Source organism: Mucilaginibacter sp. (genome assembly GCF_041663085.1).
GTDB lineage: Bacteria > Bacteroidota > Bacteroidia > Sphingobacteriales > Sphingobacteriaceae > Mucilaginibacter.
In genome coordinates, this window is sequence record NZ_JBAZRC010000010.1 from 25,266 (window position 1) to 42,629 (window position 17,364).

The following is a 17,364-nucleotide window of genomic DNA, read 5'->3' on the forward strand; positions in this document are numbered from 1 at the left end:
CAATGGTCACATCCGCACTCAAAAGGCCGATCACCGTCGTGGTGGTCACCATGAGCCTTTTAATATTTGCCGTGCTTAGTGCAATAAAAATACCGATAGATATTTTCCCGCAGTTGAACCTGCCCACCATCTATGTTATCGAATCCTACGGGGGTATGTCGCCCCAACAAATGGAGGGTTTTTTCTCCACCCGTTTGCAGGATCAGTTCCTGTATGTAAATGGTGTTAAAACTATTACCAGTAAGAATATACAGGGTTTAACCATGCTAAAGCTTAGTTTTTACGAAAACGTAAACATGGCCGAAGCCCAGGCGCAGGTAGCTTTACAGGTGAACCGCGCTATGAAGTTCTTTCCGCCGGGCGCCCTGCCGCCGCAGGTAGTGCGTTATGATGCATCGTCCCTGCCTGTCGGCCAGCTGGTCTTATCCGCTCCGGGCCGTAGTTTAAAGGAGATTTACGATATGGCGGCTACCCGTATACGGCCCATGTTCGCCTCGGTTCCGGGCCTGTCGGCCCCACCACCCTTTGGTGCCAACTCGCGTTCAATCACTGTTAGCGTTGATCCCAACAAAATGCGCAGTTACGACCTTACCCCTGACCAGGTGGTAGAGGCGCTGGCCAAATTCAACGCCATGTCGCCATCGGGTAACCTCCGTATCAACAATACCATGTTCACCACAACAATAAACTCTTTGGTAAAAAAATCGGAAGAGTTTGGTGATATCCCCATCAAAACCAAAAACGGGGTTTCCGTTTTGGTAAAAGACGTGGCCAGGGTAGCCGATGCGGCTGACGTTACAGTGGATTATGCTCTGATTAACGGTAAACGTTCGGTTTATATACCAGTGGTAAAAACCGCCGATGCTTCTACATGGTCGGTGGTGCAAAGCTTGAAAAGCAAAATCCCGGAAATGCAAAGTTTGCTGCCGGACGATGTGAAAATATCCTATGAGTTTGACCAGTCTATCTTCGTTATCAACGCAGTAAAGAGTTTAATGACCGAAGGCGGTTTGGGTGCCTTACTGACCGGGTTAATGGTGCTTTTATTCCTACGCGACTGGCGCAGCAGTTTGATCGTGGTAATTACCATCCCGGTATCCATTCTATTAGGTGTGTTCCTGTTAGGCATGTTTGGCCAAACCATCAATATCATGACCCTTAGCGGGCTGGCACTGGCCATCGGTATCCTGGTCGACCAGGCGACAGTGACGATAGAGAATATCCACCAGCATCTGGAAATGGGGAAATCGAAAAAACTGGCCATCTACGATGCCTGCGAAGAGATATCCTTCCCGCTATTACTGATTCTGCTTTGTATCCTGGCCGTATTTGCACCGTCCTTTTTGATGAACGGTGTGCCCAAAGCTATGTTCCTGCCCTTATCGATGTCCATCGGTTTGACGATGATCGTATCTTACCTGCTGGCACAAACCTTAGTACCTATATTAAGCAACTGGCTAATCAAGGCCGAGCAATATCAGCATTATGCCCATGGTGAATTGCATGCTCATGCCGGTGAAGCACTGAATAAAAAAGAAGAAACACAGGTTAATACGCATCTGAAAGAAGAACAAGATCATCCGGAAAACAATGACTTTTTTGAAAAGGTCAAAATGCGGTTCATGGGAATCATTACCCGCTGGATGCCGAATAAAAAATTCATCGTACCGATCTATATCGTAGCTGTGATCGTTCTGGCTGGTGTAGGGTTTGTTGTCATCGGTAAAGACATGATGCCAAAGCTAAACAACGGACAATTCCTGATCCGTATAAAAGCGCCGGACGGCACCCGTTTGGAACGTACGGAAGATAAATTCAAAGAGGTATTGAACATTATCGACAAGACCGTGGACCACCATATTGCCATCAGTTCGGGCTATGTTGGTATTGTACCGAGCAGTTACGGTACCAGTAACCTGTACATTTTTAATACCGGTACGCATGAGGCGGTGCTGCAGGTGAACCTCGATGAACATTACAAAGTGAACATGGATGAACTGAAGGACGCATTGCGCAAAAACATCTCGCATGAGCTGCCGGACATGCGGATCACTTTTGAGCCGATCGATATGACGGAAAAGATTATGAGCCAGGGCGCGGCTACGCCTATCGAAATCCGGGTCGCGGGTAAAGATATGACTCAAATTGAGACCTATGCCAATAAAGCGGTAGCTAAATTAAAGCAGATCAGCTACCTGCGCGATGTGCAGATCGTTCAGCCTTTGCGCATCCCTGTAGTGGCGATTACCCTTGACCGGGAAAAGGTGTCCCAATTCGGATTGAACGTGACCGATATTGCGCGTTCGGTTACGGCGAGTACCTCCTCCAGCCGCTTTACAGAAAAGAACCAATGGCTGGATGAAAAGGCTGCCTATACCTACCAGGTGCAGGTACAAATCCCGGAGTATGTTATGAACACGATGGATGAACTGAAAGAGATCCCACTTTTAAAAGGACAAAGTACGCCGACACTGGCTGATGTGGCCGATTTCAAGGTTATCTATTCCCCTGGCGAATATGACCGTTCCGGCCCCCGCCGCTTTTTAACGGTAAGCGCCAATATCTATAAAAAGGACCTGGGGACGGCAACCGCCGATGTACAAAAGGCCATGACTTCATTAGGTGCGCCGCCAAAAGGCCTTGTCGCAGAACTTAAAGGGATGTCAAGCCTGCTGACCGAAACCATGAGCAGTTTGCAAAGTGGTTTAGCCTTCGCCGTACTGGTGATCTTCTTGCTGCTGGCAGCCAATTACCAGTCGTTCAAGCTTTCATTAACAGTACTCTCTACTGTTCCGGCAGTAATATTAGGTTCACTGACCGCTTTATTGCTGACAGGTTCTACGCTTAACCTGCAATCCTATATGGGGATGATCATGTCTACCGGGGTATCAGTAGCGAACGCGATCCTGATTGTAACGAATGGTGAAAAACTGCGCCTGGAATTTAAAGACGCTACGCGCGCATCTATCACGAGCGCAGCTATCCGTTTGCGACCTATCCTTATGACCAGTTTTGCCATGATGGCGGGGATGATCCCGATGGCTTCCGGCATGGGCGAGGCGGGTGAACAGACCGCACCGCTGGGGCGGGCCGTGATCGGCGGCCTGTTTGCTTCCACACTGGCCGCATTGTTCATTTTGCCCCTGGTATTTGCCTGGGTACAAGACAAGACCACTTATGAATCACCGTCATTAATGCCGGAAGAAACCACAGCTATTCAAACATCAACGATATAAACACATGAAAACGAAAATAATCATCTTATGCGCATCGGCCTGTTTTTTAGCAGCCTGCTCCGGTAACGAAAAACCGGTTGACCTGACAGAAGCGAAAGCAAGCGGAAACAAGAAATATGAGACCGGTACCATCACTGAAAAAGCCTTGTCCAGTTATGCCAGGCTGCCGGGACAATTAAACCCTTTTAACGAGGTCAACCTGTTTCCCAAAGCAAATGGATTTGTTAAACAGATCTTCGTAGACCGCGGTTCCCAGGTCAAGAAAGGGCAGTTATTAATTATACTGGAAGCCCCCGAAATGGAATCTCAGCTACAGGCTGCCACTTCGCGCTACTTGCAGGCGCAGGAAACAGCAAATGCCAGCAAAGAAAAATATAACCGTTTAAAACAGGCTGCCGCTGAACCCGGTTCGGTATCGCCGCTGGACCTGGATAATGCTGTATCCCGGATGAAATCTGATATGGCCATTGCCAATGCGGAAAGATCCAATATGCAATCCGTAAAGACCATGCAGGGTTATCTTAGGATCTATGCCCCGTTTGACGGCACCATTGTACAGCGGAATGTATCGCCGGGAGCGTTGGTGGCGCCGGGCAAAGCCACCGACCAGCCCATGCTGGTATTACAGGATACCCGCAAACTGCGGTTAGAAGTAGCCATTCCCGAAGATTACGTTGATAAAGTGGATCTTAAGCAAGTGGTCTCTTTTACCTTCAATGCTATGCCGGGCAAGGAACATACCGCGAAGATCAGCCGATCAGCCAATGCCTTGGGCAATATGCGGTCAGAAGCGATCGAGATCGATGTCATCAATAAAGACGGCCAGCTTAAACCCGGTATGTATGCGGAGGTAAAGATACCGATGCTTTCAGGTGCCAAATCTTTGCTGGTACCCAACACAGCGATCGTGCGTTCCACCGAACGGGAATATGTGATCACCGTGAGAGACGGCAAGGCCAAACTGGTCGATATCAAAGAAGGGCTGGCAGGCAAAGACTCCACGGAAGTGTTCGGCGCTTTGGTACCGACTGATATTATCGTTACCCAAGCCGGCGACGATATTAAGGATGGTACCGTTATAAATTAAGCCTGAACCGGCATGGTTGCAAACGTAGCCATGCCGGTTTCTCTTTTAACCGGATTATTGTGATAGTGCCCCTCTTAGCGCCCTTTCACTAACGCAAACGATCTCCAATTAAATGTTGTGGTTTTTTTTGATTAATTACCGGGTTCCGGATGCATCTGTATAAGGCAGAATTTACAATCCGGGAATAAGATACATCACCAGTAAAATCCCAACGGTTAGTATAGCAAGCGTAAGGATTAAAGAAGGAAGATAAGATGGCTTGTAAGTTTTGTTTAACAATTGTTTTTCTGTGATACGGTATCGCCAATAAGCATAAAAAGCCATAAAAGCCCCAATTGCCACCAGCAGTATCCCAATTTGGGTAGAGTATCCCTTGCCCGGCAATATTGCCTGTTTGTTGGTTAATACCAGGGAAACTTCTTTTATAAAAAGAGCAAATTTCACTACCACAAATCCAAAACCCATTATCGCAATGCTCGTTCTTATCCAGGCAAGGAAAGTGCGCTCATTAGCTAAATGATCTGAGGGGCTGGCTGTGATCTTTTCGTTGTTGTCCATAGGTGCAAAGTTTATACAATACCAAAACGCCCCTGTTTGTTTGAATAACAAAACGGTATGATCATCGTAATTCCAATCAGCTATGCCAGGCCGGCTGGTAAGTGAATGATGGAAAGCATACCGAAATAGTATTATATGTTAAAACAATGATCACTACAGCGGCAATAATTTTTATAAAAGTTCCCTGGTTATTTTGTTGCAATTAGGAATCAAATGCTTTCAGCAGTTTGATCTCGTTGCGATATAAAAGAATCTTCCCGTTATTTTCCAGGATCTTCAGGAGACGGGAGATAACTACCCGGGAAGTAGCCAGCTCATCGGCGATCTGGTAGTGGGAGGCTTTGATCAGGCTGGAACCTGATAATCTTTTCTTTTCTTTCAGATAAGCGATCAGCCGGTCATCCAGTTTATGAAAAGCAATGCTTTCTATGGATTTTAACATCTCGGAGAAACGCTCGTTAAAGCTCCGCATGATATAGTTTTTCCAGCTGGGATATTTACACAGCCATTCATCCAGTTTATTATGCGGAATTGCGATAAGTTGAAGGTCACCTTCAGCGATGGCTTTAACTTCGCTCTTTTTTTCTTCCAGGCAACAGCTGTAAGCCATCGAACAGCTCTCGCTGCTGGATAAATAATACAATAATATCTCGTTACCGTTATCGTCTTTTTTAAGGACTTTTAAGGTGCCTTTTACTACAAGCGGCATCATCCGGATATATTTTCCATAATCCATAATGATATCACCGTCTTTGAATGAACGTAGTTCACCAAACTCCTCAATTTCTGCTATCAGAGCGGGTTCAAACTGAAAAGCCAGATCTGCTGATTCATCCATGGAGCTAAGTTAACAGTATTGCGCCACATTATTCCAGCTTCCGCCATTGATCACATTGGCAATGCCGTTTTTTTCCAGTATTACTTTTGCCTGCCCGCTTCTGCCACCGCTCTGGCAGCAAACAATGATGTTTTTGTGGTCTTTGAATTTTGAGAGGTGCAGCGGCAGCTGATCTAACGGGATATTGACAGAACCTTTAGCATGCCCGCTTCCGAATTCACCGGGCGTGCGAACATCTACTATAAAAGCGCCCTCTTTGATAATGCCGGCGAGGTCAGCCGATGGTCCTCCGCCAAATAGCTGTTGGAATATATTCATCTTATTTATTTTATGATTATTAATTTTCTTATCACTTTTTTAAACCACATCTTCACATTGAACATCCTTAAGTTCCCCGTTACCTGTTTTAACAGGAGTGTAACAGGCGCCAGACCCGCAGCAGCCGATATTAAAAACACCCATACCTGTAAAAGCCGTAGCGGCTATCCCGCTAATCAAATCTGCTCTGAATATAGCCTCTCCAATGATGACCATACCGATGGCTACCCGAAGTATACGGGGTAAAGTCCAATTGTTAAGAATGCGGTTTTTCATATTTATTCGTATTTTAGGGTACCTCCTGGATCAAGAGCGTTTTACATATTGGTACAAAGATAGTTTCAATGGCCTGCCTGGTTGGTAACAAAGGTTACATACGAAAAAAGCAACCAAAGGCTGCTTTTAAAAAGATCGATATTCCTGAGTGACCATTAAAGTTCAGGCGGGATTAAGTTTATATAACGGTATGATCTCCGATTATTTCACTTAGGGCCAAGCCCCACTGCGGGATCTTGCCGCCCAGGGTATAATACATTTGCTTAAAACCCATTTTAAGCGCGTAAGGGGTAATGCCCATCTCCAAGTGGCTTTCTTTACCACCCCACCATTCATTTGTCCGCATATAGAATCCTTTTATACCTCCCATATCCCCCATACACAGCAGTTCAAACTCCATGGGGTTAACTTCTCCATTTAAGGCGCCTAATTCTTTGGCCAATGTGTTGGCCAATACCTCGGCTTCCATATGGCCCAGTGATCCTATCTTGGGAACAGTAATAGCGGCAGCGTCGCCCACAGCGAAAATATTCTGGTAATCCGGATTCCGCATAAACAAGTCTGTAATGACAAAACCCATATCATCGGTAAAAGGTAATTCTTTTAAAAACGTATGTGCCTGCCAGTCCGGAAAAATGATAGATACCTCTGCTTCCTGCGAAGAGCCGTCATTGAATTCAATACCACCGTCATATATTTTTTTAATCCCATTCGTGTTGGCCTGATAGTGATACCCCATTTTTGTCATCATGGGTAATAGCTGATTCAAAATGGTTTCGCCGGCATCTTCAGCAATTACTTTTGCAGGGGTTGAAACATAAACCTTACCGGCGGTACCTTTTTGGTTCTTTTCCAGCCAGTGCGCCAACGAAAACGCCAGCTCAACCGGCGGGCCTTCACAAGCGGTCATGGCTGTAGGTAAGCCGGGCGGCAGTTTCGGGCTCTTTCCCTGATGAAATACATCCGATGTAAGCGCAATTGGCCCGCCTTTGTATTCATTGTGCAGATAGTTTCTTAGCCGGTTGCCCAAAAAGGTATCCGTTACACTATGGCCGTTCTCGCTAAACCCGTCCACCGCATCGTAAGCCAGGCGGTTGCCCAGGGCTATAACCAGGTAATCATATTTTATTTTTCTCACGGGGTGCCCCGGCCGTTCATTCGGCTGGTAAAAAACTGTATTTGTTTCCGCATCCACCGTTATTACATCTGCCTGGATAAACTCGCTCCCGTCATGCTCCAGGTAGGACATAAACTTATATTGCAGGTCAATCGCGGGGTTTATGTTCGCCAAAACCTGCATTGGAATATTCGGGACAAAGGTGAGCAATGATTTTCGGTCGATGATCGTAATGTCTGCTTTATCTTTTATAGCAGCATGGATATACCTGGCTGTAGTAAGCCCGGCAAAATTGCATCCGAGGATGAGGATATGAGGTTTTGACATAAGATTTGATTTAAGTGCCGATTATTTTAATTATTGGGGTCATGGTAACTTTTGACTTTACAGAATTGGAGATCAGGCAGGCCGCTTCTGATTTTTGCAGAACCCTCTCCGCCCTTTCCCTGTCTTTTTCATCGGCAATGGTCACCGTGGGCTCAAGGATGATCTCACTCATGATAAATTTCCCGTCCACCTGTTCCAGCTTTCCTTTTGAACTACAGTTGAAGCTTTCAAACGGGAGTTTTGAATTTTCGGCGATGGCTAAGAAAGTCGTCATCAGACAGCTACTTACGGCGGCAGTGAACAAATGCTCAGGTGACCAAATACCGGGAATCCCTTTTGGAAACTCGGGCGGTGTCGCCACTTCAATGCAGTTCCCTGCTTCTTGGTTCAACTCCGGTGAACACATCGTGCCTTTTCGGTCAGTATTCCAGTTAACATCTACGTTATAATAATGCGTTTCCATATCACTTGTCTGATTTATTTAACCAATACTTTTTCTATAGCTAATGGCTTTGTGCAGAAAAACCAATCTGCACAGGTCATTTCTTCATTATGATCCATTCTTTCTTTGGCCACCCCGCAGGAACCCGCTGTCGGCACAATCACATCATCACCCGGCTGCCAGTCTGCAGGGGTCGCAATACTGTATTTATCTGCGGTCTGCATCGCGATCAGCGCCCTTTTTATTTCACCGAAATTTCTGCCCGTAGAAAGCGGATAATAGATCATCGCGCGGATCAGCCCTTTCGGATCAATGAAGAAAACGGCTCTAACCGCCTTAGTTGAACTTTCACCAGGTTGTATCATCCCGTATTTTTTGGCTATTTCCATCGTTATATCTTCAATCAGCGGGAATTTTACTTCTATGTTTTTCATCCCTTTGAATTCGATCTTTTCTTTGATTGTTCTTAACCAGGCGATATGGCTGTATAAGCCATCGATCGACAAACCCACCAGCTGGCAGTTTAACGCGTTAAATTCCGGTTCCATTTTGGCAAAGGTCATGAACTCCGAAGTACAAACCGGCGTAAAGTCGGCGGGATGGCTAAACAGGATAACCCATTTATCTTTATAATCAGCAGGGAAATTAATATCACCCTGAGTGGTCACTGCTTTAAATTCGGGCGCTTTGTCGCCAATGCGCGGCATTGTCTGTACTTGTTCTGTTAATTCCATTTTGCAGTATTTAGAACACTAAATTACTGCGGCTTTGAAGAATAAATAATGACCTTCAACAGTTCATTTGATGATCTAAAACACAGAACCGTATTTCAACGTTAGCGCCAGTTGCCCGGCGTGATAGGCTGTGTGAGAAATAATTCTGCCCAAAGCTTCGGCTTTAGTTTTTGTGCCAAATTCCCTGGTTGTTATGGCTTGCTGCCAATCTTCATCAGTTTGCTTTTCAATAATTGCTTTCAGGTGATCAAAGGCGTACTGCTGGTGTTCTAATAGCTCTTGAAGGTTTGTCCATTCTCCAGTATCATGCTGCGCAATTACCGTTTTGGCCTGTACTTTTACTTGGGTTGAGCCGAATACATTTTTGGCGAATAATAATTCTACATCGGCTATATGCCGGATAAGAAATCCCGCAGTATTTTTGGTGTTGGCTAACTTTTTTGTCAGTCCTTCTTCCACTAAGGAAGGCAACAGATTAGAAAACCTTGTCCGGGCTTCTATCCATGTTTGCATGTAGGCTTGTGTTAGGTTCATGATGTAGAATACAAAGCTATAGAAGATTTATTTAAGTAATTTTTAAAGCAGAATGTTGAATAGATACCCTGATAATACCATAAAAAGTGAGATCGTGCCAAAGTAAATAGCAATCAATTTCATGTTCATTACTTTTTTCAGCAGCATGGCTTCAGGCAAAGACAAACCGATTACACCCATCATAAATGCTATAGCCGTGCCTAAGGGAATCCCTTTGGCTACCAGTACCTGTATCACCGGTATAACACCTGCGGCGTTGCTATACATAGGCACACCAACCAGCACCGCAAGTGGTACAGCATACCATTGCCCCTTATTTATATACTGTTCAAAAAAGCCGGTAGGTAAAAAGCCATGCATGGAAGCACCAATTGCTATACCAATGACGATGTAAAGAGAAACGCCTTTTACAATATTGAATGCTTCCTTCAGAATGGCAGGGAAACGGTGTGATAGCGGGAGTTTTTCTTCCTCCAATGCTTCCTCTGTTTCAGCATTGGATATAATGTTCTGTACCCAGGGTGTAAGGTGTCTTTCCAGCTTAAACTTACCTAACGTAAATCCGCCTAAGATGCCTAAAACAATCCCGGTAGCTACATAGATAGCGGTAACTTTAAAGCCAAAAGATGCAGCAAATACGGCAATCGCCACCTCATTTACTAACGGGGCAGTAATGAGATAAGTAAAGGTGATACCTAAGGGTATGCCGCCTTTTACAAAACCGATAAATAACGGGACAGAAGAACAGGAACAAAAAGGCGTAATGACCCCAAATGAAGACGCAAACAAATATTCCAACCCGTACATTTTATGGCGGCTTAAATAATTGCGGATTTTTTCAACAGGAAAATAGGAGTTAACTACTCCCATTAGAATGGTAATTAAAAATAGCAGGATGGCAATTTTTAAGGTGTCGTTCACAAAAAAATTCAGCACCTCACCTAAATGGGTCTTAGCCGAAATGCCAAAAACCGAATAAATCAGCCAGTCGGCAAAGTTTTGTAACCAGTCAAACATGGTTATTGAATTTATTTACAAAATGATTATCCATTTGTTAGGGCGGCATTTAGTATACCCGCTATACATTTTAATGATTATTCCGTCAATAACTTTTTGATCTCGTTAATTTCAGCAACCCTGCCTTTCACTTTTGACACTTCGTCTATCAATAACACCGGAGTGGCCAGCACATTATATTTCATCATTTCTTCAATGTCTTCTATTTTCGTAACGTCGGCTTCAATTCCGGTTTGCTTTAAAGCTTCCAATACATTACTGTAAGTGGCTTTGCATTTTGCGCAACCAGTACCTAATATTTTTATGTGTTTCATTTTTCTGAATTTTTACAATTTAGGCAATGTTGACAGTTCGTAAAATGACAAGCATCATATATAAAATGTCACATTCAATTTTTCACACCCGCCGCCTTTAAGATCATTTCCAGCGGGCAAAATTTGGTAAATGCAGATTGCAGCAAATTAGCCCCTACAAATACACCCAGCCAAAGCCAGTTGATATTGACAGTGTAAGCCAGCGCTATGCTTGTTAACACGATGGTGCCGGCAACGGCACGTACAATTCGTTCTTTCATAATTATTTGTTTTTTAAGTTTATACAGATCTTTCTACCGGCATAATAAATGCCCGGATGGGAAAATCAGCATGGATCGTTTCATTATAGTCTTTGATCAGTTCAAGGCCCTTTTCAGCATTTGCTGCGGGCGTAAAAGTGAAGATCATCATCGAATCAGCATCTTCACCACCGCTGGCAAACCAGTCCTCCAGCAGGTTAACTGTGGCACTATTCCGGTGCCCGGTGATCTCATTGGTGCTGAAAACATCAATATTTGATTGTTTAAAGATCCGGGCAACGTCTTTTAAATATTCTTTCAGGCAGGTTACGATCAATATTTTCATAATTCTGATTTTTTAGAGTTAAGGTCTGTTTTACGCATCATTTTAAAGTACAGCAGCGGTACCACAATCAGCGTTAAGAAAGTAGAGGTAACCGTACCGCCCATCAACGAGATGGCCAGGCCCTGGAAGATCGGGTCGAACAAGATGATCACGGCGCCTAAAGCCACTGCACCGGCGGTCAATAATATCGGCGTGGTACGTACGGCACCTGCTTCGATAATCGCCTGTTTAAGCGGGATACCCTCATCCAGCCTGATATTGATAAAGTCGATAAGCAATATCGAATTCCGCACCATCACCCCGGCCAGCGCAATGAAACCGATCATGGAGGTCGCGGTAAAATAGGCATGCAGCATCCAGTGGCCCAAAACAATGCCGATGAGGGATAGCGGTATCGCAGCCAGCATCACCAGTGGCACAGTAAAATTCTGGAACCAACCTACGATGAGGATATAGATCATAATGATCACCACCGCGAATGCGATCCCCAGGTCGCGGAACACCTCGAATGTGATCTGCCATTCACCGTCCCATTTCAGGCTGTAATTATCTTCCAGCTCCGGCTGATGGGTGTATTCCTCTTTCAGCGAGAAACCTTTGGGAATGCTTACCGTTTTTAAATGATCGGAAACGTCTGAGATCGCATAAGAAGGGCTTTCCAGGTCGCCCGCCATATCGCCCAGCACGTAAACTACTTCTTTCTGGTTTTTGCGGTAAATGCTTTTTGGCCTCATCTGCCGGGTTACGGTAACCAGGTCTTTTACCGGTACGGCATTACCCTGCATCCCAATCACCTTTAAATTAAGTACATCATCTATACTACTTTTATCTTCATCGCTCAACTGCAGTTTAATGGCGGTCTGGTTATAGGCGGCTGGCTGGGCTATATTGCCCACCGGCATACCAGATAAACCTGCATTAACAGTTGCGGCGACCTGCGCGGTAGCGATACCATAACGCATGGCCTTTTCTTTGTTAACTTCAATGTGATACTCCGGTTGGTCATCTTCTACCATCCAGTCCACATCTACTACATTGGATGTTTTGTTCATCAGGTTTTTCACCTGCCTGGCTACCTTGATCTGCTCGTTATAGTCGGGGCCATAAATTTCAGCCACTAAGGTTGACAGTACAGGAGGGCCGGGCGGAACTTCCACGATCTTTACGTTGGCATGGTATTTTGCAGCAATGGCTTGTATCGGGCCGCGCATTTCTTTAGCGATACCGTGGCTTTGAATGCTGCGATCTTTTTTATCCACCAGGTTAACTTGGATGTCGGCTACATTGTCTCCTCTTCTTAAATCGTAATGCCTAACCAACCCGTTAAAGCTTATTGGCGCTGATGTGCCGATATAAGTTTCATAATTTCGCACGAGCGCCTGTCCGGACACATAAGAGCCGATGTCTTTGGCTACTGCCTGAGTTTTCTCCAGCGTGGTGCCTTCCGGCATATCAATTACCACCTGGAACTCATTCTTGTTATCAAAGGGCAGCATTTTAACCGCAACCGCTTTGGTATAGAACATCGACAAGGAGGCGAACAGGATCGCCACAGTGCCCAGGATAAAGGTCCAGCGTTTCCAGCGGGTTTCCAGTAAAGGCTGTATGGAAGACCGATATATTTTATAAATGCGGGTTTCTTCCAGCAATTTGGGTTTACTTTCTTCGTGTGCGGTACCATGATTTTCTTTTTCGCGCAGAAAAATGTAACCCAGGTATGGGGTTAAAGTGAGCGCAACAATCAGCGACAAGATCATGGCTATGGATGCGCCGATCGGCATCGGGCTCATGTAAGGCCCCATCATACCGGATACAAAAGCCATAGGTAATACCGCAGCAATCACCGTAAACGTAGCCAGGATCGTTGGGTTTCCCACTTCGTTAATGGCGTAGATCGCGGCCTGTAATGGCGGCAGCTTTTTCATTTTAAAGTGCCGGTGCATGTTCTCTGCGATGATGATGGAATCATCAACTACTATACCCGTAATAAACACCAGCGCGAACAGTGTAATACGGTTTAGCGTGTAATGCATAAAGTAGTACGCAAAAAGCGTAAGCGCGAAGGTTACCGGTACGGATAAAAACACCACCAGGCCACCGCGCCAGCCCATGGCCAGCATTACAAATACCGTTACCACCACAATGGCGATAAACAGGTGGAGCAGTAATTCACCCACTTTGTCCGATGCGCTTTCGCCGTAGTTACGGGTAACGGTTAAATGCACATCATTGGGCAATAAACTGGCTTTCAGATGTTCCACCTTGGCCAGTATCTGTTCCGAAAGTTTCATCGCGTCAGCGCCTTTCTTTTTGGCTATCGAAAGGGTGATAGCCGGGTAATTGGATCTGAACACAGTTGCATTTTTAATATCGGCTTTGCCATAGCCAAAAAGCACATATTGGCTGGGGGTTTCGGCACCTTCGTCCACTTTGGCTATCTGCTTCAGGTACACAGGCTGCTGCTGGTTAATTCCCACCACCAGATTGCCTACATCGTCTGACGAGGCCAGAAAGTTGCCCGTTTCCACTGAAAATGCGGTGTCTTTTTGCAGGAGTGTACCGCCCGGCAATTGCATATTGCTGCCTTGTATTTGTTTACTTAATGATAAAAAGTCCACATGGCTTTCGGCCATTTTATTTTTATCCAGCAATACTTTTACTTCACGGTTGCGGCCACCAATGATGTTAACATCTGATACATCGTTGATCTTTTTGACCTCATTCGCCAATTCCTGGCCCATCTGTTTCAGCTGGTAATCGTCGTATTTATCGCTCCAAAGGGTTAAACCCAATACCGGCACATCGTCAATGGCCCTTGTTTTGATCAATGGCAGCGTAACGCCTTGCGGCATTTTATCCATATTCTTCATCAGTTCGCTGTACAGCTTCACTAAAGAACGCTCCACATCTTCACCCACGTTGAACTGCACGATCACCATCGCCTGGCCCTGCATTGAAGTAGAATACACGTATTCTACGCCCTTGATGTTCGAGATCATTTTTTCAATTGGTGCAGCAACTTTGGTTTCCACATCTTTTGGCGATGCGCCGGGGTATCCGATAAATATATCAGCCATCGGTACCTGTATCTGTGGTTCCTCTTCACGCGGGATCAGGAACGTGCTGTAACCGCCGATGAGTAAAAAGGCAAGCATCAACAGTATCGTTAATTTCGATTGTATAAATGCCTTCGCTATATTTCCTGCAAATCCGTTTTTCATGTCTTTATTTAATTTTAACGGGTACACCGTTGTATAATCTACCTTCTGCGCTAACAATAAATTGTTCATTTGCTGCCAGTCCGCTTAATACTTCCACCTGGTTCCCTTGCATTCTGCCCAGCCTCACCCAACGGAGCAAGGCGGTATGGCTACTGCCAATGGTATACAAACCGGTCAACTGGTCTTTATATTGAATAGCAGCTACCGGTACCATCACCTGTCCACCGGCGGCCGTTTTGATGGCCGTTGCTACCGGGATACTTACATTGGCATACATGCCGGCAAAGAGTCCTTTCTTTTCATTATCCGGGATATCTATTTTGATGAGGAATTGCCCGCCACTGTTTTGTGAAGAATTGACGATCTGCGAAATCTTACCACTAATAACTTTATGAATGGCATCGATATTTATGGAAACTGGCGCACCCTCTTTTACCAGGCTGATCTCATTTTCCGGTACCGAGGCACTTACCTGGTAGCTGCCGGCTTGTTCAATGGTCAATAGCGGCATTCCGGGATTGGCCATACTGCCGGCATCCATCATTTTCTGGGTAATCGTTCCGTCAAAAGGCGCGGTCAAGCGGGTGTAGCTGAGCATCGCGTTTACCTCGTTACGTTGCTGCTTAGCGGCTTCCAGGCCTGATCGAGCCGATTGATATTGCAGCGTAATATTGTCCAGTTCCTTGGCCGAGGCGCTTTGCTGTTTATACAATGCGGTGAAACGGTCGTAGTCTTTTTTCGCATTTCTAAAAGCGGTTTCCGCCTGTGCAATCATTGCCTCAGCTTGGGCCCGTTTTGCAAGAATATCGTCATTGCTGATCGTTGCAAGTACCTGTCCTTTACTCACCCGGTCACCCAATTTTATATTAATGCTGGTGATATAACCCATAACGCGGGTGCTGATGTTAGCGGCCCGGCCCGCCTCCACCTGGCCGCTTACGGCTAATCCCTGCTTTACGTCAGCAGCAGGCCGGCTAACCGTAACCAGTACCGCACTATCTACACCTGTTTGTGTTTCTTTTTTTTCATTTGATGAACAGGAACTGATAATCAGTAAGCCTATAATAGTAAATAGTTGCAAGGCCCTGTTTTTATGGATAGGAAAGTTCATAGCTAATCGGTTATTTAGTAGTCGTTGTTGTTAAAAATTTGATATAGGCCCTGGTTACATCGGCAGTAAACTGCGCCTGGGCGAGCGAGAATTTTAATTGAGATAACTGGGTGTCGGCGTTCAATACATCGGTGGTATTGACCAGGCCCTGCTGGTAACGGTTCTGCAAAATCCGCAGCGCTTCCGTTGCCTGATCTATCGCGGCCTGGTCCTGGCCCATTTCAAAACGGGCATCAGACAGGTCCCGGTAGGCTTTATCCAGCTCCAGCTGGCTTTGGTCTTTTTGCTGGGCTAACTGCATGGCTAATTTGTCCCGTTCCAGTTTTTGCGCGGCAATCACGTGTTTGGTTTTATTGCCATTAAATAGGTTCCAGGATAACTGGATTCCAACCAAATAAGCGTTGGCACCGAAACCGGTTAGGCGGCTGTCATTATACTGGTAATTGCCAAAGGCATTCAGTTTGGGGAGGTAACTCATCTGGCTGGATCTGATCATGAGACCGGATGCATCAATCGCCTTTTGCATGGCCATCAGGTCTGACCGGTTAGCAAATACTTTTTGTGCGCTTTCTGCATTCAAAAAGGAATACAGCGGTTCATCAGTGACCATATAAATTATGCCGGAAGGCTGTCCCATCAACAGGCTTAGGTGATCGGATGCGTTACGGATATTGCTCTGCGCTTTCGCCAGGTTACTTTCAAGGGAAGTTACGTGAACCTGCGCATTCAGCAGGTCCGACTTCTGGATCAAACCCTGTTTAAAGTGGTCGTCGGTATATTTATATACCGATCTTGCCGTATTGGCAGCTTCTGTCAAAACTTTTAGCGCCTTATAAGAAAGCTGTAATTGCAAATAACTTTTGGTGGTTTCAAAAGTCATATACTCCTGGGTGCGCTGTGTTTTGTAGCGGTAAACTTCGGTTTGCTTTTCAGCCCCTTTACGCATATAAAGCATATCGATATTGAGCAAGGGCTGTTTAACCTCCAGTTGCGCCATGTAATCGGGTGTTGCCGACGGATGATTTAATAAAGCAGGATTAAAGTCATTTTGGGTGATGGTTCCCTGCTGTAGCTTAAAACCAAAGGCGTTGAGCGGGTTATTGGTGCTCATCGCTGTGTAGGACAGGTCGGCCTGCGGCAGGAAGATAGCGTCGGTTTTCCGGTAATTAGCCGCAGCGATATTTCCATCCAGTTTGGCCAGTTGAATATCCTTATTATTGGCTAAAACTGTTGATATGGCATCGCTAAGACTTAAGCTTTTCGTATTTTCCTGCGCATGTGCTGCCGAAAACGCTGCAAGGGTTGCCATTACCGGCAACACCAATAGTTTTAAAAAATGCTTCGTGCTGTTCATTACTTTTTATTTGAAACAAAAGTAGTTTCAGCAAAAAAGTTAAACGGTAACATTTGTTACCTACAGCGGGCGTTATAAAGAGAAATGATCTCTGTCACTTATATCATTGCCGGGCATCATTACCTATTTCAATTTTTTATGAAATATTTGTATAGAACCGGGGCTGTGCCCATAGTAACAGCATAAAAAAGTAAGCATGGTATCAATTCGCGGGCAGTGCGCCGGCTTATTCGGTCAAAATGGCTGAAAGCACTAAGGCATACTGTCCGGTATCTTCCCGGAATCGTTCCTATAT

The 17,364-nt window shown here is 45.4% G+C and carries 17 protein-coding genes; 2 read left to right on the forward strand and 15 right to left on the reverse strand.

Going from position 1 to position 17,364, the window contains the following annotated elements:
* Positions 1–2 precede the first annotated feature (2 nt).
* Positions 3–3,236 carry an efflux RND transporter permease subunit gene (locus WC615_RS04400; RefSeq protein WP_372976923.1) on the forward strand — a complete coding sequence of 1,078 codons (3,234 nt, stop codon included), beginning with the start codon at positions 3–5 and terminating at the stop codon, positions 3,234–3,236.
* A gap of 4 nt (positions 3,237–3,240) precedes the next feature.
* Positions 3,241–4,323 (forward strand): efflux RND transporter periplasmic adaptor subunit, encoded by a 1,083-nt coding sequence (locus tag WC615_RS04405; RefSeq protein WP_372976924.1) that lies wholly within the window; start codon positions 3,241–3,243, stop codon positions 4,321–4,323.
* 171 nt (positions 4,324–4,494) lie between these two features.
* Here the strand turns inward: WC615_RS04405 and WC615_RS04410 are convergent, their stop codons facing one another.
* The 15 genes from WC615_RS04410 to WC615_RS04480 all read right to left on the reverse strand — a co-directional run bounded on the left by WC615_RS04410 (position 4,495) and on the right by WC615_RS04480 (position 17,069).
* Complete coding sequence (locus WC615_RS04410) at positions 4,495–4,881, reverse strand: YidH family protein (protein WP_372976925.1); 387 nt, start codon at positions 4,879–4,881, stop codon at positions 4,495–4,497.
* A gap of 202 nt (positions 4,882–5,083) precedes the next feature.
* Complete coding sequence (locus tag WC615_RS04415) at positions 5,084–5,719, reverse strand: Crp/Fnr family transcriptional regulator (protein ID WP_372976926.1); 636 nt, start codon at positions 5,717–5,719, stop codon at positions 5,084–5,086.
* 9 nt (positions 5,720–5,728) lie between these two features.
* On the reverse strand, positions 5,729–6,037 hold the full coding sequence (locus tag WC615_RS04420; RefSeq protein ID WP_372976927.1) for a rhodanese-like domain-containing protein: 309 nt from the start codon (positions 6,035–6,037) through the stop codon (positions 5,729–5,731).
* A 39-nt stretch (positions 6,038–6,076) separates the two neighbouring features.
* Positions 6,077–6,313 (reverse strand): hypothetical protein, encoded by a 237-nt coding sequence (locus WC615_RS04425; RefSeq protein WP_372976928.1) that lies wholly within the window; start codon positions 6,311–6,313, stop codon positions 6,077–6,079.
* A gap of 178 nt (positions 6,314–6,491) precedes the next feature.
* Positions 6,492–7,757 carry an NAD(P)/FAD-dependent oxidoreductase gene (locus tag WC615_RS04430; RefSeq protein ID WP_372976929.1) on the reverse strand — a complete coding sequence of 422 codons (1,266 nt, stop codon included), beginning with the start codon at positions 7,755–7,757 and terminating at the stop codon, positions 6,492–6,494.
* 10 nt (positions 7,758–7,767) lie between these two features.
* Positions 7,768–8,220, reverse strand: coding sequence for an OsmC family protein (locus WC615_RS04435; protein WP_372976930.1), 453 nt, complete (start codon positions 8,218–8,220; stop codon positions 7,768–7,770).
* A 14-nt stretch (positions 8,221–8,234) separates the two neighbouring features.
* Positions 8,235–8,933 carry a peroxiredoxin gene (locus WC615_RS04440; protein WP_372976931.1) on the reverse strand — a complete coding sequence of 233 codons (699 nt, stop codon included), beginning with the start codon at positions 8,931–8,933 and terminating at the stop codon, positions 8,235–8,237.
* A 75-nt stretch (positions 8,934–9,008) separates the two neighbouring features.
* On the reverse strand, positions 9,009–9,446 hold the full coding sequence (locus WC615_RS04445; protein WP_372976932.1) for a DinB family protein: 438 nt from the start codon (positions 9,444–9,446) through the stop codon (positions 9,009–9,011).
* A 63-nt stretch (positions 9,447–9,509) separates the two neighbouring features.
* On the reverse strand, positions 9,510–10,484 hold the full coding sequence (locus tag WC615_RS04450; protein ID WP_372976933.1) for a permease: 975 nt from the start codon (positions 10,482–10,484) through the stop codon (positions 9,510–9,512).
* Between the two features lie 77 nt (positions 10,485–10,561).
* Complete coding sequence (locus WC615_RS04455; RefSeq protein WP_372976934.1) at positions 10,562–10,798, reverse strand: thioredoxin family protein; 237 nt, start codon at positions 10,796–10,798, stop codon at positions 10,562–10,564.
* 74 nt (positions 10,799–10,872) lie between these two features.
* Positions 10,873–11,058 carry a DUF2892 domain-containing protein gene (locus tag WC615_RS04460; protein WP_372976935.1) on the reverse strand — a complete coding sequence of 62 codons (186 nt, stop codon included), beginning with the start codon at positions 11,056–11,058 and terminating at the stop codon, positions 10,873–10,875.
* A gap of 19 nt (positions 11,059–11,077) precedes the next feature.
* Positions 11,078–11,383, reverse strand: a complete 306-nt coding sequence (locus WC615_RS04465; protein WP_372976936.1) for a hypothetical protein — start codon at positions 11,381–11,383, stop codon at positions 11,078–11,080.
* On the reverse strand, positions 11,380–14,604 hold the full coding sequence (locus WC615_RS04470) for an efflux RND transporter permease subunit (protein WP_372976937.1): 3,225 nt from the start codon (positions 14,602–14,604) through the stop codon (positions 11,380–11,382). The genes WC615_RS04465 and WC615_RS04470 overlap by 4 nt, the downstream gene beginning before the upstream one ends.
* A gap of 4 nt (positions 14,605–14,608) precedes the next feature.
* The gene (locus WC615_RS04475; protein WP_372976938.1) at positions 14,609–15,715 is read right to left on the reverse strand and encodes an efflux RND transporter periplasmic adaptor subunit; all 1,107 of its coding nucleotides are present in this window, start codon (positions 15,713–15,715) and stop codon (positions 14,609–14,611) included.
* A 10-nt stretch (positions 15,716–15,725) separates the two neighbouring features.
* Complete coding sequence (locus WC615_RS04480; RefSeq protein ID WP_372976939.1) at positions 15,726–17,069, reverse strand: TolC family protein; 1,344 nt, start codon at positions 17,067–17,069, stop codon at positions 15,726–15,728.
* Positions 17,070–17,364 lie beyond the last annotated feature (295 nt).